Annotated in this window: 19 protein-coding genes; 11 read left to right on the forward strand and 8 right to left on the reverse strand. The window is 39.6% G+C overall.

Annotated features, from left to right (window positions below):
• Positions 1-17 precede the first annotated feature (17 nt).
• The 5 genes from mreC to BUA72_RS18945 all read left to right on the forward strand — a co-directional run bounded on the left by mreC (position 18) and on the right by BUA72_RS18945 (position 5,252).
• On the forward strand, positions 18-872 hold the full coding sequence (mreC, locus tag BUA72_RS18925) for a rod shape-determining protein MreC (RefSeq protein WP_034724154.1): 855 nt from the start codon (positions 18-20) through the stop codon (positions 870-872).
• Positions 865-1,371, forward strand: coding sequence for a hypothetical protein (locus tag BUA72_RS18930; RefSeq protein ID WP_047450943.1), 507 nt, complete (start codon positions 865-867; stop codon positions 1,369-1,371). Before mreC ends, BUA72_RS18930 begins: the two co-directional genes overlap by 8 nt.
• On the forward strand, positions 1,368-3,374 hold the full coding sequence (locus BUA72_RS18935) for a penicillin-binding transpeptidase domain-containing protein (protein ID WP_072924569.1): 2,007 nt from the start codon (positions 1,368-1,370) through the stop codon (positions 3,372-3,374). Before BUA72_RS18930 ends, BUA72_RS18935 begins: the two co-directional genes overlap by 4 nt.
• Positions 3,371-4,600, forward strand: a complete 1,230-nt coding sequence (gene rodA / locus BUA72_RS18940) for a rod shape-determining protein RodA (protein WP_034724149.1) — start codon at positions 3,371-3,373, stop codon at positions 4,598-4,600. Before BUA72_RS18935 ends, rodA begins: the two co-directional genes overlap by 4 nt.
• Before the next feature lie 73 nt (positions 4,601-4,673).
• Positions 4,674-5,252, forward strand: coding sequence for a pentapeptide repeat-containing protein (locus BUA72_RS18945; protein WP_072924571.1), 579 nt, complete (start codon positions 4,674-4,676; stop codon positions 5,250-5,252).
• Positions 5,253-5,741: 489 nt separating this feature from the next.
• Here the strand turns inward: BUA72_RS18945 and BUA72_RS18950 are convergent, their stop codons facing one another.
• From BUA72_RS18950 to BUA72_RS18980, 7 genes are all read right to left on the reverse strand, one after another.
• Positions 5,742-6,452: a C40 family peptidase gene (locus BUA72_RS18950; RefSeq protein ID WP_034724147.1), complete on the reverse strand. Its 711-nt coding sequence runs from the start codon at positions 6,450-6,452 to the stop codon at positions 5,742-5,744.
• A gap of 293 nt (positions 6,453-6,745) precedes the next feature.
• Positions 6,746-7,852: an efflux RND transporter periplasmic adaptor subunit gene (locus tag BUA72_RS18955; protein WP_072924572.1), complete on the reverse strand. Its 1,107-nt coding sequence runs from the start codon at positions 7,850-7,852 to the stop codon at positions 6,746-6,748.
• 30 nt (positions 7,853-7,882) lie between these two features.
• Positions 7,883-11,152, reverse strand: a complete 3,270-nt coding sequence (locus BUA72_RS18960) for an efflux RND transporter permease subunit (protein WP_072924574.1) — start codon at positions 11,150-11,152, stop codon at positions 7,883-7,885.
• Positions 11,153-11,183: 31 nt separating this feature from the next.
• Positions 11,184-12,497 carry a TolC family protein gene (locus tag BUA72_RS18965; RefSeq protein WP_083544250.1) on the reverse strand — a complete coding sequence of 438 codons (1,314 nt, stop codon included), beginning with the start codon at positions 12,495-12,497 and terminating at the stop codon, positions 11,184-11,186.
• A gap of 148 nt (positions 12,498-12,645) precedes the next feature.
• Positions 12,646-14,001 (reverse strand): sensor histidine kinase, encoded by a 1,356-nt coding sequence (locus tag BUA72_RS18970; protein WP_083544251.1) that lies wholly within the window; start codon positions 13,999-14,001, stop codon positions 12,646-12,648.
• The gene (locus tag BUA72_RS18975) at positions 13,998-14,690 is read right to left on the reverse strand and encodes a response regulator transcription factor (protein ID WP_072924577.1); all 693 of its coding nucleotides are present in this window, start codon (positions 14,688-14,690) and stop codon (positions 13,998-14,000) included. Before BUA72_RS18975 ends, BUA72_RS18970 begins: the two co-directional genes overlap by 4 nt.
• 189 nt (positions 14,691-14,879) lie before the next feature.
• Complete coding sequence (locus tag BUA72_RS18980) at positions 14,880-17,075, reverse strand: glutamine synthetase III family protein (RefSeq protein ID WP_034724140.1); 2,196 nt, start codon at positions 17,073-17,075, stop codon at positions 14,880-14,882.
• A 292-nt stretch (positions 17,076-17,367) separates the two neighbouring features.
• On the opposite strand from BUA72_RS18980, the gene BUA72_RS18985 reads away from it, so the two are divergent.
• The 3 genes from BUA72_RS18985 to BUA72_RS18995 all read left to right on the forward strand — a co-directional run bounded on the left by BUA72_RS18985 (position 17,368) and on the right by BUA72_RS18995 (position 21,855).
• Positions 17,368-19,059 (forward strand): DUF6909 family protein, encoded by a 1,692-nt coding sequence (locus BUA72_RS18985; protein ID WP_034724139.1) that lies wholly within the window; start codon positions 17,368-17,370, stop codon positions 19,057-19,059.
• A gap of 210 nt (positions 19,060-19,269) precedes the next feature.
• Complete coding sequence (locus BUA72_RS18990) at positions 19,270-19,746, forward strand: DinB family protein (protein ID WP_072924578.1); 477 nt, start codon at positions 19,270-19,272, stop codon at positions 19,744-19,746.
• Between the two features lie 267 nt (positions 19,747-20,013).
• Entirely contained in the window at positions 20,014-21,855 is a 1,842-nt protein-coding gene (locus tag BUA72_RS18995) for a M1 family metallopeptidase (protein ID WP_072924580.1), read from the forward strand.
• A gap of 186 nt (positions 21,856-22,041) precedes the next feature.
• Here the strand turns inward: BUA72_RS18995 and BUA72_RS19000 are convergent, their stop codons facing one another.
• Positions 22,042-22,644 carry a hypothetical protein gene (locus BUA72_RS19000; protein ID WP_072924581.1) on the reverse strand — a complete coding sequence of 201 codons (603 nt, stop codon included), beginning with the start codon at positions 22,642-22,644 and terminating at the stop codon, positions 22,042-22,044.
• Between the two features lie 229 nt (positions 22,645-22,873).
• Here BUA72_RS19000 and BUA72_RS19005 point away from each other — a divergent pair, with 229 nt between their 5' ends.
• The 3 genes from BUA72_RS19005 (at position 22,874) to BUA72_RS19015 (ending at position 24,857) form a co-directional block, all read left to right on the forward strand.
• On the forward strand, positions 22,874-23,632 hold the full coding sequence (locus BUA72_RS19005; protein ID WP_072924583.1) for a type III pantothenate kinase: 759 nt from the start codon (positions 22,874-22,876) through the stop codon (positions 23,630-23,632).
• Between the two features lie 68 nt (positions 23,633-23,700).
• Positions 23,701-24,240: a GNAT family N-acetyltransferase gene (locus BUA72_RS19010; RefSeq protein ID WP_072924584.1), complete on the forward strand. Its 540-nt coding sequence runs from the start codon at positions 23,701-23,703 to the stop codon at positions 24,238-24,240.
• A 47-nt stretch (positions 24,241-24,287) separates the two neighbouring features.
• Positions 24,288-24,857: a hypothetical protein gene (locus BUA72_RS19015; RefSeq protein ID WP_139259650.1), complete on the forward strand. Its 570-nt coding sequence runs from the start codon at positions 24,288-24,290 to the stop codon at positions 24,855-24,857.
• Positions 24,858-24,878: the final 21 nt, after the last annotated feature.

Below are 24,878 nucleotides of genomic sequence, written 5' to 3' on the forward strand. Positions count from 1 at the left end.
TACGACAATACATCTGAATGGGATTTTTGCTGAGACTATTTTCGAAGAACGCTCTTTTTGTCTTCTTTATATTCCTGCAGATTGTTGCTCTGGTTCTTATATTCTCTAAAAACGCCATGCAGAAATCATGGGTAGCTGGCCAGTCGGCTGCGCTGAATTCATGGATTTCGGGGTATATAGATGAAGGGGTTTCATATCTGAAACTGAAACAGATCAATGAAGATCTTGTGGCTCAGAATAAATCTCTGATGCTCCAGCTTTATGGAAAAGAGGGAGCCAAGAATCCTGTATTCAAAAAAGTACATGATACGTTAGGCGGCGGACAGATCTATACTTTTGTAGACGGTGAAATCGTGTTTAACAGTATCAACAGAAGAAATAACTATTTTACCATCAACCGTGGCCGCAGAGACGGTGTTTTTCCTCAGATGGGCGTTATGGCTCCTAAAGGAATCGCGGGGATTGTTATCAATTCTACAGACAGCTACGCTTTGGTGCAGTCTGTTCTTAGTGTCAATAAAATCAGAATCAACGCATCGTTGAAAAATTCCGGATATTTTGGAACCTTAACGTGGAATGGTGATAATTCCAGAGTGATGCACCTTGCTGATATTCCTAAATATGTAGCCTTAAAAGTAGGAGATACTGTTGTTACAGACGGTAAATCTGCTATTTTTCCTAAGGGAGTCATGATAGGAACCATCGCAGGATATTCTGTAGACAATAAAACTGGTTTCTGGGATATCTCAGTGGAACTGAGTGAAAAAATGGGTGCTTTGAGTAAAGTATTCGTTGTGAAAAATCTTAAGAAGGCCGAAGTACAGAGAATTCAGGATACATTGCAGACCGTAATAAAAAAAGAAAATGATTAGCAGGACTCTATTTACCGATATATTGATCATGATCTTCCTGGTTGCATTACAGATTTTTGTACTCAACAAGATCATTCTTTTCGGAAAGTACACACCGGTTCTTTATCCGGTTTTTGTCATGTTTTATCCTTTCTTCAGAAATAAATATCAGTTTTTAGCTTTAAGCTTTTTAATAGGACTTTCTGTAGATGCATTCCTCTTTTCATGGGGAATCAATGCATTTGCAACCACGTTGATTGCGTATTTCAGAACGTTGATCTTCAGAACTTCCACAGATACTTCCACAGACTTTTTCTCTTTTCAGTCCCTCCAGTGGGCGCAGTTTTTGCTGTTTCTGTTCTCGAGTATCTTCCTGCATCAGCTTTTAGTGCAGTACATCGAATTTTTTAAATTTAGCCGTTTTTTTGAAATATTACTTAATGTAGTGATCACAAGTATAATTTCCTTTATATTTATCGTTGTTTACGCATTAATATTTAAAATCAAACAAAAAGTTTGAACACACATTATTTAAAAATCTTTTCTGCCTTAGTCGTAATCGCCCTTATTTTTGTGGCGAGGCTTGCGTATTTGCAGATGTTTACAGACCGTTATGCCTTAAATGCGGCTAACACTTCCATTAAAACTGAATACGTCATTCCACAAAGGGGTGTCGTTTTCGACAGAAACGGAAAGATTCTGGTGGGAAACCAGCCAGCCTACGAAATATCCTTTACACAGGCGCTCATGAAGCCTGATTTTGATACATTGGGATTCTGTAATCTGATGCAGATCAGCAAACCCGATTTTATCAAGAGAATCGACATCATCAAAAAAGAAAAATACTATTCCAAGCTGACTCCGATGACCTTTCTAAAGGACCTCAGCAGAGAAGATATTGCCAGAGTACAGGAAATTATTTTCAAATATCCTGCATTCAGTATTGTATCCAGACCTCAGCGTCAGTATGAAGTGGGAACTTCCGGAAACCTTTTGGGATACACCAGTGAAGTGAATGAAAGAGAAATCAAGAAAGACTCAGTGTACTATCTTCCGGGAGATTTTATCGGAAAAACCGGAGTTGAGAAATCTTACGAAAAAGAACTTCGAGGCGTAAAAGGAATGAAATATATCCAGAAAGATATTAAACTTCGAAGTATTGGTTCTTATAAAAACGGAACCTTGGATAAAGACGTTATTACCGGAAAAGATATCACGCTGACCATTGATTATGACCTTCAGAGAATGGCAGAAGAAATGCTGGTAGGAAAACACGGAGCTATCGTAGCCATTGATCCTAATAACGGAGAGATTCTAACCATGGCAACCGGCCCGGATATTGACCCGAATTTATTTACAGGCCCTTATAAATCTAAAAATCTTTACGCATTATCCAAAGATACATTATACGAAAATAAACCTACGTTTGACCGGTCTGTTCAGGCGGCTTATCCTCCCGGATCTACCTTCAAACTGCTGACTGCTTTGGCAGGAATGCAGATGGGTGTAATGGATGAAAATACCGTTTTTCCATGTGGTGGAGGATTTTTCTACAGAGGTTTGAGAATTAAAGGACATGGAGGAGCAGATCCTCTCATTCCGTCTATTCAGGTTTCCAGTAACTGTTATTTCTCGCATGCCTTTATTGCCATCATGAATAAATATCCGAAAGATCCTTCCAGAGGAGTGGATGAATGGAAAAAGATCATGAGCAGCTTTGGGGTAGGAGAATATCTGAATAATGATATTGCCGTTGGTTCACCGGGAAGAATTCCTACCGGGAAATTTTACGAAAAGAGAAGTGGTAAAAAAGACTGGACGGGTGACTATACCATGAATGGTTCTATTTTCAACGGAATGGGACAGGGAGATGTCTTGGTGACGCCTCTTCAGTTAGCCAACTATGTAGCGGCCATTGCCAATAAAGGCTGGTTCTACACTCCTCATATCGTTAAATCTATCGACGGAAAACCTAATCCGGATAAAAGATTTAAAACAAAACATCAGACCCTTGTAGACCCTAAACACTTCGAGCCTGTACTGAAAGGTATGGAAGCCGTAGTATTGAGAGGTACCGCAAGAAGTTTGAAATCCAACGACTTTACCCAGCTTGCCAAAACAGGTACGGCACAGGTGCCTCAGGGAAAAGATAACTCGATTTTCGTTTTAATTGCGCCTGCAGACAAACCAAGAATTGTTGTAGCGGCAGTAATGGAACATGCCGGATTTGGTGCCACATGGGCCGGTCCAGCCTGTACAGTGATCGCTGAAAAATATATTACAGGAGATCTGAAGAGAGAAAACCTGTACAAGAAGATGACTGGTGCGACCTTTATGCCGGAGTACAAAAGACAGTGGGTAGCTGATTTGAAGCGTAAAGGTTTATACAAAGACCCTAAAGCAGATTCTGTTAAGCTTAAAAGAAAACAGGACAGCCTGAATTTTATCAAGGAGCAGAAAATAAAACTGCAGAAAAAAATAGACGAAGAAACAAAGAACAACGCTAAAAAAGTAAAGCAATGAAGTGGGCAGAAGGTATAGATAAACTAGGACTGGGGCTGTATTTCCTGCTTTGCATTTTTGCTATTGCTAATATTTACAGTGTTGACCAGAAATTAGGAGAAAAACAGTTGGTATTCTTCTGTATCTCATTGTTTGTTGGTTTGATTATATTCGTGGGAAGAAGCAAGTTCTTCGAGAATATGTCTGGTATTATTTATATCGGAGGTGTTTTACTTTTGATAGGACTTTTCCCGTTCGGTAAAGAAATCCTGGGGCAGAAAAACTGGTACAAATTCGGAAGTTTTACCATGCAGCCTGTCGAATTTGCAAAAATAGGAACGGCACTTATGTTGGCGAACTACGTTTCCGGGCCTGATTTTAATCTTAAGGTTAAAAAATCACTCTGGACTGTTTTAGCTATTATCGGAATTCCCGCAGCAGTGGTTCTGATGATTCCGGATGTAGGTTCCATGCTTGTATTTATTGCATTCTTTATCGCTTTATACAGAGAAGGACTGAACGGTCTTTTATTTGGGGTAGGATTTATATTTGCTGGAGTCTTTTTGATTTCTCTTGCTGTCCCTCCTTTGTATGTGGCATTGGCCGTGGTTATCATTGCCGGAGTGCTGATTGCTATGAATTATCATAGAATGTCCTGGGATGTGATCTCTATTTCAGGGATTGCCGGGTCAATTATATTGCTGTGCGGACTGGCTTTTGGCTCACCATACATTTTAGAAAAACTGCCAAAGCACCAGAGAGAAAGAATCGAGGTACTTTATAAAGGAGAAAAAGCATTTAGAGATACCTCCGGGTACAACTTATTATATTCAAAAACAGCCATCGGATCCGGTGGACTTTTAGGAAAAGGATACCGTGAAGGATCTGTAACCCAGGGGAAATTCGTTCCGGAACAGGAAACCGATTATATTTTCTGTACGGTAGGCGAGGAATGGGGCTTTGTAGGAAGTGCTGTTCTGGTCTTGTGTTACATGGTATACATCGGACGGATCTACTATCTCGCGGAGCAGCAGAAGTCTGCCTTTAACCGTGTATTTGGGTATTGCTTTGCTTCCATCCTCATGATGCACTTTACCATCAATTTAGGAATGGTTATGGGGCTTTTCCCGACTGTGGGTATTCCGCTCCCGTATTTCAGTTATGGAGGAAGCTCGCTGCTTGCCTTTTCTATGATGACTTTTATTTTCTTTAAACTTAATTATTCGGATAAGAACAGCTTGGTGTAAGCTTTATTCTTTCTCAAAATCTTTATAATTAGTGCGAAAGGCTAATAGGGATTACTTATGAATTAATACCAGTATGAAACAGGCATATATCTCCGATCAGGATTTCCAAAATATCAATTTTGCAGATCAACCCTTAACAACAGGCGAATATGAAAACTGTACCTTCAGAAACTGCAGCTTTGAATACGCAGATCTTTCAGATTTCAGTTTCACAGACTGCGAGTTCATCGGTTGCAATCTGAGTATGGCAAAACTGGTTAAAACAGCTTTCCGTACCGTTACTTTTAAAGAATGCAAAATGTTCGGGCTTCAGTTCAATGACTGCAATGGTTTTGGACTTTCATTTACTTTTGACGGATGTGCTCTCAATAATGCTGTGTTTTATAATACTTCAGTTAAAAAGACCGTGTTCAGAGATTCAAAACTAATAGAAACAGATTTTGCTGAATGTGACCTCTCCAATTCAGTATTTAAAAACTGTGATTTATCCGACGCCATATTCGACCGTACAAACCTTGAAAAAGCAGATTTCAGAACATCCTTCAATTATTCCATAGATCCTGCCGTAAACAAGCTTAAAAAGGCTAAGTTTTCACTTTCCGAAGTACATGGACTTCTTTATAAACTGGATATTGAAATCGATAGGAATTAGAAGTTAGAAGCTAGAGATTAGAAGTTAGAGATTGGAGGCCGTAAAACCTCTTATAGTTTATATAATTAAAAATTCAATGGAGGTGGGCTTTAGCCCGCCTTCTTTATTTACATTATGTAGTTTGAAATAAAAGAGCTATTTCATAGATTTCGGTACTTTGAAACCTATCCTGGAATATTCAATAGGGGTGGGCTTTAGCCCGCCTCTGTATTGTACAGGTCGTTTACAAAAAGAATATTATTTGATTAATTCATCTATTCTAAAACTATCCTTAAATTATTCAATAGTGTTGGGCTTTAGCCTGCCTTTGCATTGATCCCGCCACAATAAAGGCTTTAGCCAAAACCTATTATTCATACAGACCCTCATCTGAAAAATTAAGCAACCCTTCTTACAGGCTCGAGGTTCACTTCCCACCCACCATCATTCCCAAAATAAAAAAGCCATCAGATATCTGATGGCTTCATTATTTAAATCAATTATTTAAAATTAAAAACTTGTCGCTGTGGATGGAGTAGAAGAAGCTAAGTTGTTATAAGCATCTCCGTTCTCGTTGATCACTCTTTTTGCAAACCTGAATTTTGGTCCCCAGTAAGAATCATTCAGCGATGAGATCATTACCCCTTTAGAAGTGGCTGCGTGGATGAATTTGATTTCTCCTTCTTCAGTTACACTTTCTACGATACCTACATGAGAAATTCTTCTTCCGTGTGAAAAGAAGATTAAGTCTCCTTTCTGAAGGTCTCCTTTTTCAATACTTTCCCCTTCCTGAGCCTGAGAAGCTGCTACTCTTGGTAAGCTAAGCCCCGCTGCTGCTCCGAATACAGAAAGAACGAAAGCTGAACAATCAATACCTCTTCTGGTCATTCCTCCGTATCTGTATGGAGTTCCAAGGTATGTTTCAGCTTCTGTTAGGATATTATCGATCGTTTTATTGTATTTGACTGCTTTTGCAATCTCAGAATTCTTAATGGCTTTTTTCGCGTTGGCGATAGATGCGGCCTTTTCGGCTAGAAAAGAATCGATAAGTCTTTGCTTATCCTGCTCCATTTTCTTGTTATCGATAGAAGCTAGTTTGGCATCTGTTTTGTATTCTTTAGCGTAAGTTGCTGGCTGTGAAACTACATAATTTGTAGCGCAAGATTGAACTGATACTGTAGACACTAAAGCAACTAAATAAAACAAAACTCTTTTCTTCATATATATTTGATTATCCGTGTTAAAAGGAATATTTATTTTCACAAAGCATTACAAAAGTAGAGATTCCGAGCAAAAGAGCCCTGATATGATTATTGTCAGGTTCTTTATTTAACACATTTTAACATATTATTTAAGTATGTTAAAGAAAAACAAACCGCAACCGCCTGTTTTTGGTGGGTCTGCGGTTTTTTTTATTATGATTCTTTAACAAAATAATTCTACTTTCCTTTAAATATGCTGGTTTTGTAAAATTGTGGGAGAAAACAGATCAAATATTCTTTACCAAAAAGAGCTTATTTTAAAAGCTTTATTTTGATGCTTTGCCCGTCTCTGATCTCCTCTGAGGCACTTTTAACAATTATATCATCCGGAGTAACAGAACCTATGATGGTAGTCGTGTCACCATTTGAAATTCCTGACGTTACCGGAACCCAGTGAGCTGTATTTTTTTCAACCCGGATCACAAAGACACCTAAAGAGGAATTTAAAACCGCAGACGTAGGAACAGATAATGTCTTATTATTTTCGCTTAAAGGAAGGATCACATTAGCCACCATTCCCGGAAGCAGTCTTTTATCTTTATTGTATACATCCATCTCTACAGATTGTGAGCGTAAACGGCTGTCAAGAGCACCTGCCGATCTGGATATCTTTGCGGTAAAGGTTTCGCCCGGAAGAGACTGTACAGAGAATTTGATGTCCCCTTCTTTATTAAGGCTGCCTGTATAAAATTCAGGAACATTGACGATCAAACGGAGCCTGTCTTGCTGTACCAGATTGAACATAGGAAGTTCAGATCCTTTTCCTGAAGGTCCTACATAAGCTCCGGCGCTTACATTTCTCACCGCAATATTCCCACTGAAAGGGGCTCTGATCTGAAGATAATTTTTAACATCTATCACCTCTCTGTAGGAAGCTTTTGCGGATTCCAGCTGGGCGATGTCTGATCTTTGAGCTGCCAGAGCCTGTTCCAGATCGAGGGCGGAAATCGTTCCGGGAGTTTTACTGGTTTCTTTTAAACGGTCGTACTTGGCTTTACTCGCAATATAGATGGCTTCTTTAGATTTTAAAACTGAGGCAGCGGCACTTTGCTGGGCATTAAGTTCTGGAGCTTCCAGAGTCGCGAGAAGTTGCCCGGCTTTTACTTCATTACCGACATCTACATACAGTTTTTTCACAAAGCTGCTTACTTTAGCATAAACATCAACCTTCTGATAAGGCTGAAGCTCGCCGGGAATAGTTCTGGAAGAAGCAAAATCTCCCTGTTTGGGATTAATGGCTTCAATTTCCGGAGTTGCTGAAACAGCAGTCTTTTTTTGCTCGGGTTTGTCACTGTGCCCGCAGCTTTGGAGGCTTAAAAACAGGACTGCGGGAATTAAATATTTAGAAAATGAGTTCATAATGTTAAGGTTTAATAGCGGTTGATCAATCTATTTTGTCAGTTCAGGGATAAAATGAATACTTTCTTCATCTTCAGGATCCAGGGAAACACTTTGAGTGGTTGCTTTACCCTGTCCCCACGCGAATGCAAGCGGGAGAATAAACAGGGCTGCAAAAGTGGAAGCTGCCAGTCCGCCAATCACAGCGCGTCCCAACGGAGAAACCTGATCTCCGGCTTCTCCCAGTCCTAAAGCCATCGGAACCATTCCTACGACCATGGCTAAAGCAGTCATCACAATAGGTCTGAGCCTTAAAGCAGCAGCTTCTCTGGCAGACAGTAAAGCATCACCGTTGTGTTTTCTAAGCTGCTCGGCATTTGTAATCAACAGAACCGCATTGGAAATGGAAACGCCCACAGACATGATGATTCCCATATAAGACTGAAGATTAAGAGTAGATCCACTTCCAATTAACAAGGCCAACGCTCCTAAAAGTACGGCTGGTACGGTTACCAGAACCACTCCGGACACTTTAAACGACTGGAAATTGGCAGCCAGCATCAGAAAGATCACCATAATTGCGATGACAAGACTGCTTTGTAAACTGCTCAGGGTTTCGTTAAGCGTTTCACTCAGTCCGATAAGTTTAATATTCAGTCCTCTTGGCAAATCATCAAGATGGTCAATTACTTTCTGTACGTCTTTTGTAGCAGTTCCAAGGTCTGTGTGATTCAGGTTTGCAGTGACAGTAAGCATCGGCATGGCTCCCAGGTTATCTGTTTCTCCGTACGTGAAGCCGTCTTTGATGGTGGCTACATCGCCCAGATTCGGTCTGTTGGAGTTTTTCTGTAATGGAATAGCGGCGATTTCCGCTTTGCTGTTCATCTTATTTTCCGGAATCTGAACCTGTACATTATAGCTGTATCCTGCCTTTTCATCGGTCCATATATTTTTTTCGGTATACCTTGAAGAAGAGGTGGAAGCCACAAGTGAGCGCGAAATTTCTGAAACATCTACACCTAGTTGAGCGGCACGGATCCGGTCTATCGTAATATCTACCGTAGGGTATTTGATAGACTGGCCGATCTGCACATCACGCAGATATGGGATTTTTTTAAGTTCTGCTTCTATTTTCTTAGCGTAAGCTTCATTAACGCCTTTATCTCTACCCGAAAGTCTTACTTCAATCGGGGTTGGAGAACCCTGGCTGAGAATTTTTTCCGTCAGCTCAATAGGTTCGAACGAAAGTTTCATTTCAGGATTAATGCTTTTCGCTTTTTCCCTGATCTTATCTTTAAGGTCATCCATATTGGTATGGAAGCCTTCTTTTAACGCAACCTGAACTACCGTTTCATGAGATCCGGCCATCCAAAGATAAATAGGACTTACCGAAAACAGGTTCGGGTGGTTTCCTACATACGCTGAGGTAATGGAAATATTGTCTTTTCCTACAATACCTTCTATTCCTTTCAATAATTGTAAGGCTTGCAGTTCTGTTTTTTCAATCCGGGTTCCGTCGGGAATTCTCATTCGTAACTGGAATTGAGATCCGTTAACCTGAGGAAGAACATCTCTTCCTATGCTGTTAAGAAGCAGAGCGACCAATCCTATGCTTAAAATCATATAGCCTAGCACAACAGTTTTCCGGTAAGGCATGATTCTGTCCAGAAATTTCAGGTATCGGAATCTTACTTTTTCAAACAGACTGACTTTTCCATCCCGATTGCTGTCTTCCTGTTGCAGGAGGATTTCTTTCTGGCTCCAGATATCATTCTCATTGCTTAAACCGGCTGCCTGAAACTCTTCTGCTTCGGTCATGGTATGTCCGTCTTTTGCCTTATGATGTTTCACTTTCATAATCCAGTTGGCCATAACGGGGACAAACGTCTGAGCAAGGAAATAGGAAATAATCATACTGAACCCAATGGATAATGCTAATGGAAGGAAAAGAGATCCCGGAATACCACTCATTGTAAACGCCGGCGCAAAAACGGCCAGAATACAGAACAGGATTAGTAGTTTTGGGAAAGCTATTTCTTTACACGCATCCCATATGGCAAGGGCTTTTGGTTTGCCCATATCAAAATGCTGATGTATGTTTTCTATGGTTACCGTACTTTCATCCACCAGAATTCCGATCGCCAAGGCAAGTCCGCTCAACGTCATGATATTAATAGTCTGACCAAACAGGTTGAGAAATAAGACCGCTGAAATAATGGAAATCGGGATGGTGAGGATCACAATAATCGCTCCCCGGATATCTCCGAGAAAGAGGATCACCATTAATCCTGTGAGAAGAGCGCCGATCGTTCCTTCACTAAGTAAACTTTTAACGGAATTAATTACATACGTAGACTGATCAAATTCAAAACTTACCTTTACATCATCCGGAAGGTTAGACTGGATCTGTGGAAGCTGTTTTTTAAGATTTTGAACAACATCCCATGTAGAGGCATCGGCGCTTTTAGCAATACTTAAATAGACGGAACGGCGGCCGTTTACCAATGCATAGCCGGAAGTGACATCTGCACCATCACTCACCGTTGCCACATCTCTTAAATAAAGATTCTGCACACCACCTTTGAATAAAGGAATGTTCTCAAAATCTTTTACATTCTTGATCATTGTATTGGTTGGAGTAATGTAATATTTATCCCCGATACGAACGTTTCCTGACGGAGCCGTCTGGTTATTGAGACGAAGGGCTTCCACCAATTGATCCGGTGTCAGATTATGCTGGCGGAGAAGATCTGGATTTGCATTAATCACTACCGTACGGATATTTCCTCCAAATGGCGGTGAAGAAACAATACCCGGAATAGAAGTGAATGTAGAACGCACATAGACATTGGCTAAATCCAGCAATTCATTGTTGGTTCTTTTATCACTGCTTAAAACCAGCTGGCCCACCGGAAGGGTAGAGGCATCAAAACGGATGATAAATGGCGGGTTGGATCCCGGCGGAAAGGCAGCCTGAATTCTGGTTGAGAATGAATTCAACTCTGCGGCGGCCTGAGCCATATCGGTTCCCGGATAAAAGTTGATCTTCATCAGCGTAAGACCCTGAATGTTTTTAGTCTCAATGCTTTTAATCCCGTTGACGAAAAGGAAAATATTGATATACTGCTTGGCAAAAAAGGCTTCCATCTGCTGGGGAGTATAACCGCTGAAAGGGTGGGAAACGTAGATGACAGGGAGTTCCAGTTTAGGGAAAATGTCCACCTTGACAGAATCTACAGAACGCAGTCCGAAGAAAAACAGTCCTGCTACAATCACCAGGATCGTAATGGGTTTTCTTAATGCAAATCTTATTAAGTTCATTTATATAATATTGATATCGTTTATAGGTATTTTACAGTTTGCTTTCAAATACGGAGAAATCTCCGGAGGCTGCTGCTTTCAGTAATAAAGCGTTCCAGACGTTGCTTACTGCAATATCCCGGTCTGTTTCTGCTCTGATTAAAGCGTAAATGGCCTGGGATAAATCAACCAGATCTGTAAGCCCGTTTTTGTACAGAACAGATCTTTGGATGTAGGCATCATTGGCAGATTTTAGTTGAATCGGAACCTGATCGTAAACGGTCAGTGAGTTTTTCCATTTGGTTTCAGAAAGATCCATTTGAGCTTTGAGTTGCTGTTCAGCAAGATCATATTCATGTTTCAGTCCCTGGCTGTTGTAATCCTGAGCGCTGATTTCTTTTGAAAGCCTGAAAGTCTGGGTAAGATTCCAGGAGATTCCGACACCGATCAGATAGTTGGTTCTTGTGGGATTTATTCCATCCCAGTAAGACGTGGAGAAATCATTTTGATTCTGCGCATAGCCGTTACCAAATCCTGAAGCCCGCGTCTGAATGATACCAACCATTGAAAAAGACGGGTAATATTGGGTTTTGAGCAATTGCTTCTCCTGCTCGCTGACTTCGATCCGGCTTTTGTATAAGGTGAGAAGCGGATGGTTTTCAAGTGAAAACTCTGCCCCTGAAGGTAAATCTGTAGGAATCCTTTGAAGTAACGTATTGTCCAGAACAAATTCCTGAGAAGGAATTCCCATAAGCTGGGCCAGCTTATTTTCCTGTTCCTGCTCGTTGTCTTTTGCTTTGGTGTAGGTGATCATGGCATTGGCGTAATCCGCTTTTGCCAGCGAAAGGTCTACGCCGGGCACTAGACCGTTTCTTTCTTTAACCTCAACGATTCTTCTGATGGTATCTGTTCTGTTGAGATTTTTTTCGTACGAAAGTTTTAGTTCTTTAGCCGCGAGTACATTGATGTAGGCTGCGGCTACTTTTACTTTATGCTGGAAAACCTCATCGGAAAGGTCTTTGGTGTCGCGCTGTGTTTTGGATTCTGCTACTTTTATCCTTTGCTTGGCTTTTCCAAATGAGAAAAATTCCCAGTTTGCATTTGCCAGATAGAGAGATCCGAAAGCGGCATTCCAGTTTTGTTCGGGCAGAGGAAGTCCGGAAGACGCTGTTCCATATCCTCCGAATCCGTACAGCGGACCGTTCTGTCCGTTTACGGTTCCGAAATCCTGCTGAATACTGAAATTAAGATTGGGTAAACTCTGTCGCCTGACCAATTCTACAGATTCCTGAGAAGAAAGTCTGTAAGATTCTTTGGCCTTAATGGATCCGTAATTGTGGACGGCAGTTTCCAGTGCGGACTGCAGGGAAAGGACTTCCTGCGCTGTAAAATACTACAGAAAATACTGCTGCAATAAAAGCTCTTGAAAGCATCGGTTATATATTTTTTCTTTGTTCAAAGTAAAAAATACAATTTGTAGCAATCTTGAAGTTTGAATGAAAAATGGATAAATTTTAAACCGGAGAATTCATAATCTGTTCTACGTTTTCGAACGCAGAGTCAAGGGTTTCCGGATTCTGCTCCGGAACAAACGGCTGGTGATGGTGGTCTTTGTCAAAATAAACGGTAATGGTATGCCATCCTTTTGAAAAATCATAATAGACAGGGAATTCATTCACTTCGCAAATCTGTTTTACAATGGACAGTCCGAGTCCGATGCTGTCCTGTGACTGATTGCTTTTTTTGAAACGTTTGAAAAGCTCCTGCGTAGGAACATCAGGTGCCTGGCCGGTATTGCTGATCTGATAGAAATGACGGGTAAGATTGACTTCTATCCTGCCTTCTTCAAGATTATGGCGGATCGCATTGGATAAAAGGTTGCTGAGGAGAATTTCTGTAAGCGCGGGATGTATTTTTACATACACTCCTTTCTCGCACTGGCGGTTCAGGGTAATGCTTTTCAATGCCAGATGATCCGAGTACGTAAAGAGGGTTTCCTTTTCAACAGTGCAGAACTTAACCTTTTGATGCGCTGAAAATTCGTGATTATTAAGTTTGGTTAAAAGCATGAGTGAACGGTTGATTCGGCTCAGTTTATCAATAGAATTCTGAATATCGTTGAGAAGGGCGGCCTGTGTTCCGTTGATGTCGGTTTCAGCAAGCAGCTCTATTTTACTCTGAATAACGGCCAGCGGCGTTTGAACTTCATGTGAGGCATTTTCACTGAACTCTTTGACTGAGGCATAATCTTCAAGCGCTTTGTCTGTCATATTCTGGAGAAATTCATTCAGCTTTTTAAATTCTTTGGTGCTGGTAGGAATCAGTTGAAGACGTTCCTTCTTTTGAATGCTGAACTGTTGCAGTCCGTCTATTGCGTGATGAAATGGTTTGAGGATAAATTTGGATAGAATTCTCGCCGTGATCAGGACCAATGCGGTGATCAGAATCATTTTAAAGAAGAGTGCATTCAACATGCCGCCGATGATTTCTTCCGTTGCTGTCACATAGGTATACGAGGAAATCCTGTATACTTTCTGATCGAGCGCCATATAAGTATTGATCCGGATTTTACATTCATTCAGTGAAAATCCATTGTTTTTAAGACAGGTATGGATGACTTCAGGATTTTTGGACGGAAGTGTATTTCCTTTTAATAAGGTAACGGAAATGGGAAGTCCCTGTGTCTTTTTTTCGGGTGTTTCACCTACTCTTAATTGGTAGGTGACATGTTGATTTACTGATTTTAAACGCTCAATTTCTACATTGTCCAGCCTTTTTTTTGTGCTGTTGTAGGAAATATACATGCTCACTGGCGTAACCAATAAGACAATAGCAATGAACCAGAGCGATATTTTATTTAATAGATTCATGAACCCTTATACTTTAATGCATTGAACTTATATCCCAGGCCATAAATGGTTTCGATATAGTCGTTGCCCTTTGCTGTTCCTATCTTTTTTCTGAGGTTTTTAACGTGCTGATAAACAAAGTCAAAATTAGCTAAATTATCGGTATAATCGCCCCAAAGATGATTGGCGATGGATTGTTTGGATAATACCCGGTTTTTGTTGACCAGAAAATAAAGGAGCAGTTCAAATTCTTTCTGGGTGACTTCCAGCCTTGCTTCACCCACGGAAACTTCGTAAGTGTCTGTATTCAAAATAATCTCATTGAACCTTACTTCATTGTAGCCATCCATTTTTTTTCTGCGGAAAACGGCTCTTAATCTGGCATGGAGTTCAGGAAGGTGGAAAGGTTTGGTAATATAGTCATCAGCTCCTTTTTCCAGTCCGTGGATCTTGTCATCTAACGCATCTTTAGCAGAAATAATCAGGACTCCGCTGTTGATTTTCTCTTTTTTGAGGTGATTCAGCAGCTGCAGTCCATTGCCGTCCGGAAGCATAATGTCCAGCAATATACAGTCATAAGAGTTAAAGCTCAGCCGTTCCAGTGCTTCGTGATACTTGTATACGCATTCGCAGATATAGTGCTCCCGCTCCAGATAGCACGACATGCTTTGGGCTAAATCTTTGTTATCTTCAATGATCAGAATTTTCATAACGCAACAAAATTAAAACTAAATCTTATACGAATTTTGAAGTTGACTAAAATATTGATGCTGAGGTTGATATTCGGGAATGGAAGAGGGAGGATGAATGTCTGAAGATGACCGCCGGAAGAGGTTTTAGATCAAAAAAAATTCCCCGGAAAAACCGGGGAACTTAACTAATATGGAACTTTACAGATGTTATTTTGTAAATAACATTTCTCTATATTTAGTCATTGGCCAAAGCTCGTCATCCACCATCATTTCAAGATCATCAGAAGCTTCTCTGATTACATCAAATAAAGGAATTACTTTGGTGCAGTATGTTTCTGCCTGCTTTTGACTATTAGATACAGCCTTCGCTGCTTCTCTTGCTTTAATAAGATCTTCAACGCCCAGTTTAATTTTGGAAACGTTTTCAGAGATATTGGTGATTAAGCTCATTTGCTCTTTCGCCAGTGTTTTGAATTCTTTGTCCGGGAAAATTTCCTTAAGACCTTTTACGTTCTCGATCAGTCTGTTCTGATAATTTAAAGCTGAAGGAATGATGTGGTTTCTTGCGATATCACTTAAAACTCTTGCTTCAATATCAATAACAGTAGAATATTTTTCTAATTTGATTTCGTTTCTTGCCTCAACCTCTCTATGCGTAAATACTCCGATTTCTTCGTAAAGAGCAACGAATTTTTTATCCATTTCCTGCTTAAGCGCTTCCGGAGTGGTTTTTAAGTTATTCAAACCTCTCTTTTTAGCTTCTTTAGCCCAGTCATCAGAATATCCGTCACCTTCAAACATAATGCTCTTGCACTGCTTTATGTATTCTCTCAATACGTTGAAGATTGCTTCGTCTTTCTTAAGACCTGTTTCAATAAGAGCATCAACTTCTTTTTTGAAATCGATTAATTGTTTTGCAGCGATAGTGTTCATTACCGTCATAGACTCTGCACAGTTTGCAGAAGATCCTACCGCTCTGATCTCGAATTTATTTCCTGTAAATGCAAATGGAGACGTTCTGTTTCTATCTGTGTTATCCAGAAGAATTTCAGGGATTTTTCCAACTACATTTAATTTAAGATCTGTTTTTTCGTCCGGAGAAAGTTTTCCTTCTGTTACTTTTTCCAGTTCTTCCAATACTCTGAACAGCTGGCTTCCGATGAATACGGAAATAATTGCCGGCGGAGCTTCGTTGGCACCTAATCTGTGGTCGTTACTTGCAGAAGCGATACTTGCTCTTAAAAGGTCAGCGTACTCGTAAACTGCTTTGATGGTATTAACGAAGAATGTTAAGAACTGTAAGTTTTTCTTAGGGTTTTTTCCCGGGCTTAATAGGTTTTCACCTGTATCTGTTGCTAAAGACCAGTTGTTGTGCTTCCCGCTTCCGTTTACTCCTGCAAATGGTTTTTCATGGAATAAAATATGGAAATGGTGCTTGTGAGCAATTCTTGCCATGATGTCCATCAACAGAGAGTTGTGGTCTACGGCAACGTTTACTTCTTCAAACATTGGAGCCAGCTCAAATTGGTTTGGAGCCACCTCGTTATGTCTTGTTGTTACAGGAATTCCCAGCTTCATACATTCGATCTCCAGCTCTTTCATAAAGTTCATGACCCTTGTCGGGATAGAACCGAAATAGTGATCATCCAGCTGCTGTCCTTTAGCAGGAGAGTGACCTAATAAAGTCTTACCTGTTAAAACAAGATCCGGACGTGATTGGTATAATGCGGAGTCAACTAAGAAATATTCCTGCTCCCAACCTAAAGTAGGAGTTACTTTTGTTACGTTTTTGTCAAAATACTGCATTACGTTGGTTGCGGCTTCATCCACGGCATTCAACGCTCTTAAAAGAGGTGCTTTATAATCTAAAGTTTCTCCAGTGTAAGAGATAAAGATAGAAGGAATACATAAAGTAGTTCCCATAATGAATGCAGGAGAAGTAGGATCCCACGCGGTATAACCTCTTGCTTCGAAAGTGTTTCTGATTCCTCCGTTCGGGAAAGAAGATGCATCAGGCTCCTGCTGGATCAGTAGGTTTCCGCTGAATCTCTCGATCGCTCTTCCTCCTTCAATAGGGGTAAAGAAAGAATCATGCTTTTCTGCAGTAGTTCCTGTCAATGGCTGAAACCAGTGCGTGTAGTGAGTTGCTCCTTTGCTCATTGCCCAGTCTTTCATAGCTACGGCTACCTGGTCTGCAATGTGTCTCTGGATCTTTGTTCCTTTTTTAATAGCATCCATAATAGACTGGAATGCTTCCTTTGTCAGGTATTCTCTCATTGTCTCTTCTGAGAAAACATTTTGGCAGAATAGTTCTGACAATTTTCCGGGAACCTCAACAGAATTATCTCTTCTGAAGTCCTTAAATGGTAAAGTTTCTAACGCTTTGAATCTTAAAGTTGACATATTAAGGTTGTATTTTGTGGGGCAAATTTACAAAAAAAATGAATTCAAAACGTTTTTGCCCCAAAAAATATAGGGGTGTATCTGAAATTTTTAAAATATAAACTGTGGTTTAACTTTTTATTATGGGGGTGCCTGGATAATGTATTCTAAAATTTATCATTTATAGAAGCATCATCAATACATTTTACATCCTGCATTTTGCCAGCTACAAGATACAAATTTAAACTGCTTGTTAAAAGATACTTAAAATAAGTTGAGCCGATATTTTGTATATTTGTGTGAAATTTATTTTATGACAAATTCTAGAGCTAGAGAAACAACGGAAGCAATTGAAAGATTGTATATTTCTATGAGACACCTCTTTTACAGAGGTTTTTTTAAACCTGCCGGTGTTTCTGGAGAAAGTATCAGAAGTTTGTTAAAGACTATCAATCCAGAGATTTATGGTACCATGAATATTCCTAATAAATTGGAATTAAATGGTTTGATGTACGTTTTAGACAGACTTCCGGAAGGAATTGAAGAATGTGCTTTTATTCATCTTACATCGGATGAGGGTTTTGATAAAGGAAGTTTCGAACCTATTGTACCTAAAAAGAGAAGAAGAAACTGTTACAGGATAGACGAGCACCAGATGAATATTGAAGTTCTTTTGGGCCGTTCGGAAATTTATGATATTCTTACCCACCTTACCTTCTTATTTATAGAAGCCGACAAAGTGAGAAATCTGGCTTTCATTCAGGATGAAAACTGGAAACCTACACGTGCTTTTAAAATCATCGAAGAAGTAGTAAAAGGGGAAAAGAAATTCAGCAGAAAAGAAAAAGAAGTGGCTTTGATTCATTTATCTTCTTTAATAGGAAGAACTTTTGAAGAGACATTGAACGCTTATAATTCTTTCGGAGATGATGAAAACCCAGACCGTTTATTCAAAATCATCTACAACTTAGGAAAAGTAAGTCTTGAAGATGCAAAGCAGACCAGAGAAAGAGAAATTCATTTCAGTGCGATATTAAAGGAAAGAGTAGGACACCACTATTTCGGTGAAAAATGGGCCAACAAAGTGAAAGAAGTTTTATTTGAAAATAATCTTCACATGCGTCCGCTTCACATCATTTCTGCCAACATGCACTCCGTGAAAAATATGCTGTATGGAAATGATGCTTTAAAGAAAAAAGACAACAAAGAAGTAGATTATAAATTGTACGGAGATATTTCCGATAAAAAAGAACTTCGCGACAAAGTTTCAAAATATGCTTTGGAAGAAGGTTTGATCTATATTAATGATAAGAGCGGAAGTAATATTGATGTTCAGATCATCGATTTAAGCAAGACAGATCTTAAAAATACCCCATTCAGCGGTATAAAATATGGCGGAGACGATGTGATCATGGTTTTCGACTACGCTTTTGGAGAGCAGGCTTTTGAGGTAATGGATGAATTGTTAAGACCTTTCGAACACAAAGGAGAGGTGTATATGATGAAGGTGAAATCTGTTTCCATCATGGGTAAAGCTGGAATTCTGGATGGAGGAAAAGGAGATATCATGATTCCTACTTCTCATATCTTTGAAGGAACGGCAGATAACTATCCATTTGAAAATGCCCTGAAACTGGATGATTTCAAAGATGATGAGCTGAAGGCGTTTGAAGGTCCGATGATCACCGTATTGGGAACATCACTTCAGAACAGAGATATCCTTTCTTACTTTATGAACACTTCATGGAAAGCCATCGGTCTTGAAATGGAAGGAGCGCATTACCAGAAAGCCATTCAGGTAGCTTCTAAAATCAGACATCATATTGCACCGGATCTGTTTGTGTGTTACGCTTATTATGCTTCCGATAATCCATTGGAAACGGGAAGTACCCTTTCTTCAGGAGGTCTTGGTCTTACAGGCGTAAAACCTACCTATCTGATTACTTTAAGAATCCTTGAAAAGATCTTACAAAGCGGAAAAAAAGAAATTCCTGCTAAAAAATAATTTGATTTTAAATCATATTGAAGCCTCAGGTGTATTTTGCACTTGAGGTTTTTTGTTTTTAAACACGAATGTCACGAATTTTTTTCACGAATACCACGAATTGATTAGTGTTTAAAATTGTGCTTTTATTAGTGTCATTTGTGGTTAAATAAGTCTGCAGCATGGCTCAATAAAAAATAATTATCTTTAAGAATCATAAAATTTCAAATAATGAGCTTAGCTTCACAATTAGCAAAAAGATTCAGAGAAGTCTTGCTGGACGGCTTGTGGATCGCCAATATGAATTTTAAAGATCAGCTTTCAGACGTAACCTGGGAACAGGCTGTCACCAAAGTAGATTCTTTAAATACCATTGCCATGCTCACCTTTCATATTCATTATTATATAGCAGGAGTTCTCAATGTACTGGAAGGAGGAGATCTTGAAATAAAGGATCAGTTCAGTTTTGATCTTCCGCCTATTGAATCTGAAGAACAGTGGAAAGATTTGTTGAACAGGCTTTGGTCGGATTCAGAAAAGTTTGCATCATTGGTAGAGCAAATCCCTGATGATAAGCTCGGTGATGTTTTCGTGGATGAAAAATATGGAACCTACAGAAGAAATATAGAAGGGATGATTGAGCATAGCTACTATCATTTGGGACAGATCACTTTAATAAAAAAGATGCTGACTCACCCATCATCTTGATTTTTAGTTTGAAGCACAACGCCACAAATGTCTCGCACGAATGAGCCTTGACAAGGCTTCCAGGAAAATATCTTCACGAATCATTAGTGTTTAAAATCGTGAAATAATTTGTGCCGTTTGTGTTTAAAAAAAACAAAATATGCACGATCAAACTTAACCATCAGAATAAAACCTCATCTAATCCAGAACAGATCAAAAAGCCCTAAAATACCTCCATATTTGAGGGTTTTACATAAATTACCTACCTTTAAAAAAAATAAATTTTAAATGAGAAAATCGGCTGCAATCCTTTTTGCGTTTATCATTTCACAATTTCAGGCTCAGCAGGGGGCTTATTATCAGCAGGCTGCGAAGTATAAGATGGATATTGATGTTAATGCTGAAAAATTTACCTATCAGGGAAATCAAACCTTAGAATATACCAATAACTCACCGGATGAGTTGAATGTCGTGTATTTTCATCTGTACTGGAATGCTTTTAAGCCTAATTCAATGATGGACCAGAGAATTGCCGGTCAGGGAAAAAATGGAGATTCCAGGCTGCAGAAAGAGGGTGTTTCGAGACTGGCTTCTATTCCAAAAGATCAGGAAGGCGCTCAAAATATTCACTGGATCAAGCAAAACGGAAAAGAGCTGAAGTTTGAAATCCAGGAAACCATCATGAAGGTGTATCTGGCAGAGCCTATCCAACCCAATTCTTCCACTACTTTTACCATGGACTGGGATGCGGTAATCCCTCAGCAGATCAGAAGAAGCGGAAGAAACAACAGAGAAGGAGTAGACATGACCATGACTCAGTGGTATCCTAAAATTGCAGAATACGATTATGACGGCTGGGCAACTTTTGATTATATTGGAAGGGAATTTCATGCACCGTTCTCGGATTTTGATGTTACCATTAAAATCAATAAAGATTACGTGATTGGAGCTGGAGGCGTTCTTGAAAATCCGGCAGATGTAAAAGGATATGATGCCGCTGCAAAAATTAAAGCAGATAAAAGCAAAAAAGCAGTCTGGAAATGGAAAGCCAATAATATTCTGGACTTTGCATGGAGTGCAGACCGAGATTATATCATTAAAAGTTTTGATGTTCCTGAAGGACCGAAAGTATTCCTTGTGTATCAGCAGAACGACAAAACTAAAGTTTGGGAAGAAGCTCAGCCTTATGTGACCAAATATTTCCAAATGATGAATGCTCACTTCGGAAAATATGTATACCCAACTTATGCCTTTATTCAAGGTGGTGACGGCGGAATGGAATACGGAATGTGTACCATGATCCTGGGAGAAGCTAAAGATATGAAAGGTTTAATGGGCTTGATGGCTCACGAAGGCGCACACTCATGGTATCAGCAGATGCTGGCGACCAACGAATCAGTACGTCCATGGATGGATGAAGGATTTACAAGCTATGCAGAAGGATATGTGATGCATCAGTTATTCCCGGAAGAACTTCCGAATCCTTTTGTACATACTGTAGAAGCTTACAGGAATTTTATTAAAAAAGGAATTGAAGAGCCTGCCGTATGGTTGGGCGATCATCACGATAACGGGACAGCTTACACCTATGCTTCTTACGTAAAAGGAGAGTTGTATCTTGTAGAGCTGGGCTATATTATGGGTGAGCAGAAACTTGCGGAAACCTTAAAGCAGTACTACGACCAATGGCATATGAAACATCCTTCTGACAGGGATTTCCTTCATATTGCTCAGAAAGTATCAGGAATGGATCTGAAATGGTTCCATAACTATTGGATCAACACGACAAAAACTATTGATTACGGGATTAAAGATGTGAAGTATGATGGAAAATCTACCACAATTACCCTTGTCAATAACGGACAGGTTCCAATGCCTGTAGATTTCAGTGTACTGACGACAGATAAAAAAGTGGTAACCTACCAGATTCCTTTGAACATGACCCATACATGGAAGGATAAAGATATCTATGGTGACTTTAAGACGATGCCTTACTGGCCATGGACCCAAAAAGAATATACATTGACGATTCCTTATACAAAATCTCAGCTGTCTGTTTTAGGAATAGATTTCAGCCAGAGATTGGCAGATGTCAATATGGATGATAATATTGTTGAAGTAAAACAATAAATCCATAAAATTAAAAAACAATCCCGCAGAATTTTTCCGCGGGATTTTTATTTGTATTGAAATCTTCTAGTTTTCAGGTCTGAAATCTGACGTCTGAAATCTTATGTCTTAGGAAGCTTCACCATTCACTTGCGAAGCAAAATTCACCACTGACGATCTGATGTCTGCCATCTGAACTCTATCTCCTTATTTTATCTCAAACTGCTGCACCATCCAGTGATTGGAGTGATTTTTTACAAGATCATTTTTTAGGGCTGCATCTTTTGTATTAAGGTAGCTGTATACTTTTAAAGGAACAGAATCAGGATATTCTTTTAATCCCTGATCAACGGCTGCTTTGGCTTCATTTTTCTTTCCGCCTCCGTCCAGTGCTTCGGCTTTATAGATATAAATGATTGCGGGTACTTTTCCATAAATATCCTTTGTTTCCTTTTCCAGCAGAGTCATTGCTTCGATCTGAAAGTCTGTATCAGATGGTTTTCCAACCATTGCTGTACGGCTGATGTGTTGCTGGTACATCAGAAAAAGCATAAGAACATGAAGGTTTTTGGTGTCTGGATTTGAGGCCATTTTTTCAATTCTCTCCACGGTTTCCGGTGTCATTTCATCTTTTTCGGACTGAAGGTTTTTGTTGTAAAATTCATCCAGAAGATCATAGACAGCCCGGTCATTCTTATCAATCTTTGCCCCTTCTTTTATTTTCTGAAATACGCTGTTCACCTGAGACGCACTCTGCGCAAAAGTATTCAGGCCGATACAAAAGAGAAATAGGAAGATGAGGTTTTTCATGGAAGATGAGATTTAAAATATTTTGAGTTTTAAAGGTAATTAATTGTTTTCAATTTTCTAAATCTCAGGTTCAAATTTTATATAACGGAAGTAAAATATTCAGAGAATGTATTCCTGTAACCAAAAGAGATTTATGAATTCATCTAAATAACACCGATATTGCTTATTTTTGAGGATAAAGCCTTATTTTTACACCTGTTTTTTAACCCAGACTAGCTTAAAAAATTAAATGAATTCAATTGTAATCAACGTAGGGAACAGCAATATCAGATTCGGACTTTTCAATGGAGACAACTGTGATATTTCATGGGTGATCAATACCAAGCCGTACAGAACGGTAGATGAGCTGTATGTACAGATGCTGATGCTGTATCAGACCTACAAAATAGAACCGGAAGAGATCAGTAAAGTCATTATCGGATCTGTGGTCCCGCAGCTTACCAAAGTGATCAGTTCGGCCATTAAAAAGATCCATAAGATTTCACCGGTGATCGTTGACAGATCTACACCTTCCGGGGTTCAGGCGAAATCCAAACAGATGGGGACGGATATTTATGCCAACCTTGTAGCTGCTCACAATCTGTATCCCAACCGTAAGAAAATCGTTATTGATTTTGGAACGGCTCTTACAGCAAGTTGCGTTACGGAAACAGGAGAAACATTAGGTGTGATCATTGCTCCGGGAATTGTAACCTCTTTGAATTCATTAATCAGCCAGACGGCACAGCTTCCTGATATTGAACTTAAAAAGCCAAAAACAGTCCTTGGATTAGATACCGTAACCTGTATGCAGAGCGGAATGGTCTATGGATTCCTCGGAATGGTAGAAGGTTTTATAGACCGTATCAACGATGAGGTGAATGATAACTGCTTTGTTGTCGCTACGGGTGGGGTTTCCCATGTGTATAAGCCATTGACAGAGAAAATCCATGTGATGGACAGGTTGCATACCCTGAAAGGCCTTTATTTCTTAGGAAAAGATTTATAGCCGTTATAAGGTTAAGGCAGAGGGAATCGGGATTTGTGAATACAGTTATAGTGCATAAAAAATAGGTTATGAGAAAACTAGAAGAATTTCCGGTCATAGAAACAGAGAGACTGATCCTTTCACAATTGAAAGAGGAAGATATTCCTCTGGTGAAGGTATATCTTCAGGAGAAAATTTTCTCAGATCTTACTTCCAATATTCCGTATCCTTATATGCTGGAACACGCGGCATTGTGGATAAAAATCTATAAGGAAGCCTTTGAAAACAGTACAGGATATACTTTTGCAGTCCGCAATAAAGAAGGACAGATTATAGGCGCTATCGGGCTTCACGACAGAGACGATGATAAAGCCGAACTGGGCTACTGGATGGGAAAACCGTTCTGGAACAAAGGATATATCACAGAAGCAGCTATTGCTCTGATTGATTTTGGATTCCGTGAACTGGGCGTTAATAAAATCTACGCGACCTATTTTCTCCACAATCCTGCTTCCGGAAGAATCATGGAAAAAGCCGGGATGGAAGAAGAAGCAATGCTGAAACAGCATCTCAAGAAAGACGGGGAATACTTTGATGTGATGATGTATTCTGTCTTCAAAAATAAATAACGATTTAACCTTTCGTGGAATACGCTATCAAATCTGCAAATATTTCCATGAAAACAATTTACATTCTCTTTGCTCTAAGCATCAGCACTTTCATTTTTTCACAAACCAAACTGATCGCTTTCAAAAGCCACAGCGGGAATTCAGCAGATTTCAATAGCGCCGTTTCTGAAGATCTTTTCGATGCCAATGCGTCAAACCTTGGTATTGTTCCAAAAAGATACGTAACAGATGCCAGACTAGATTCCGTGATCATTCTTAATGATGAAGAAAGTGTTTTGGTGACCAGCTCTGCACGAAAAATAGTTCCCGAAGGGACTAAAAGAGTATGGGAGCCGGGAAGGGAAGTGGTACGCAATCATGCCCTTTTTTCAAAGAAGAATATTGACAGTGTAAAAAATGTTTTGAAAAAAGACTATTACTTCGTCAATGATATGGACAGCGTTGTTTTTGTAGAATATGATCAACAAAATAAATCCTATAAAGAAGTCAAACCTGTAAAAGAGGCTAAACCAAAGAAAGAAAAGTCAGAAAAAATACCTAGAGGTCTCCTTCTAGGCATACTGATGTTTTCGGGAGCTTCAGGATTCTACAGCTGGAAAAAAAGTAAGAAGAAATAATAGGATTCTTCTCAAAATGAT

The organism is Chryseobacterium sp. OV279 (genome assembly GCF_900128945.1).
Classification (GTDB): Bacteria; Bacteroidota; Bacteroidia; order Flavobacteriales; family Weeksellaceae; genus Chryseobacterium.

Coding starts and splice junctions, on each gene's coding strand:
- mreC (WP_034724154.1), top strand. CDS start 18: ATGGGATTTTTGCTGAGACTATTTTCGAAGAACGCTCTTTTTGTCTTC.
- BUA72_RS18930 (WP_047450943.1), top strand. CDS start 865: ATGATTAGCAGGACTCTATTTACCGATATATTGATCATGATCTTCCTG.
- rodA (WP_034724149.1), top strand. CDS start 3,371: ATGAAGTGGGCAGAAGGTATAGATAAACTAGGACTGGGGCTGTATTTC.
- BUA72_RS18945 (WP_072924571.1), top strand. CDS start 4,674: ATGAAACAGGCATATATCTCCGATCAGGATTTCCAAAATATCAATTTT.
- BUA72_RS18950 (WP_034724147.1), bottom strand. CDS start 6,452: ATGAAGAAAAGAGTTTTGTTTTATTTAGTTGCTTTAGTGTCTACAGTA.
- BUA72_RS18955 (WP_072924572.1), bottom strand. CDS start 7,852: ATGAACTCATTTTCTAAATATTTAATTCCCGCAGTCCTGTTTTTAAGC.
- BUA72_RS18960 (WP_072924574.1), bottom strand. CDS start 11,152: ATGAACTTAATAAGATTTGCATTAAGAAAACCCATTACGATCCTGGTG.
- BUA72_RS18970 (WP_083544251.1), bottom strand. CDS start 14,001: ATGAATCTATTAAATAAAATATCGCTCTGGTTCATTGCTATTGTCTTA.
- BUA72_RS18975 (WP_072924577.1), bottom strand. CDS start 14,690: ATGAAAATTCTGATCATTGAAGATAACAAAGATTTAGCCCAAAGCATG.
- BUA72_RS18980 (WP_034724140.1), bottom strand. CDS start 17,075: ATGTCAACTTTAAGATTCAAAGCGTTAGAAACTTTACCATTTAAGGAC.
- BUA72_RS18985 (WP_034724139.1), top strand. CDS start 17,368: ATGACAAATTCTAGAGCTAGAGAAACAACGGAAGCAATTGAAAGATTG.
- BUA72_RS18990 (WP_072924578.1), top strand. CDS start 19,270: ATGAGCTTAGCTTCACAATTAGCAAAAAGATTCAGAGAAGTCTTGCTG.
- BUA72_RS18995 (WP_072924580.1), top strand. CDS start 20,014: ATGAGAAAATCGGCTGCAATCCTTTTTGCGTTTATCATTTCACAATTT.
- BUA72_RS19000 (WP_072924581.1), bottom strand. CDS start 22,644: ATGAAAAACCTCATCTTCCTATTTCTCTTTTGTATCGGCCTGAATACT.
- BUA72_RS19005 (WP_072924583.1), top strand. CDS start 22,874: ATGAATTCAATTGTAATCAACGTAGGGAACAGCAATATCAGATTCGGA.
- BUA72_RS19010 (WP_072924584.1), top strand. CDS start 23,701: ATGAGAAAACTAGAAGAATTTCCGGTCATAGAAACAGAGAGACTGATC.
- BUA72_RS19015 (WP_139259650.1), top strand. CDS start 24,288: ATGAAAACAATTTACATTCTCTTTGCTCTAAGCATCAGCACTTTCATT.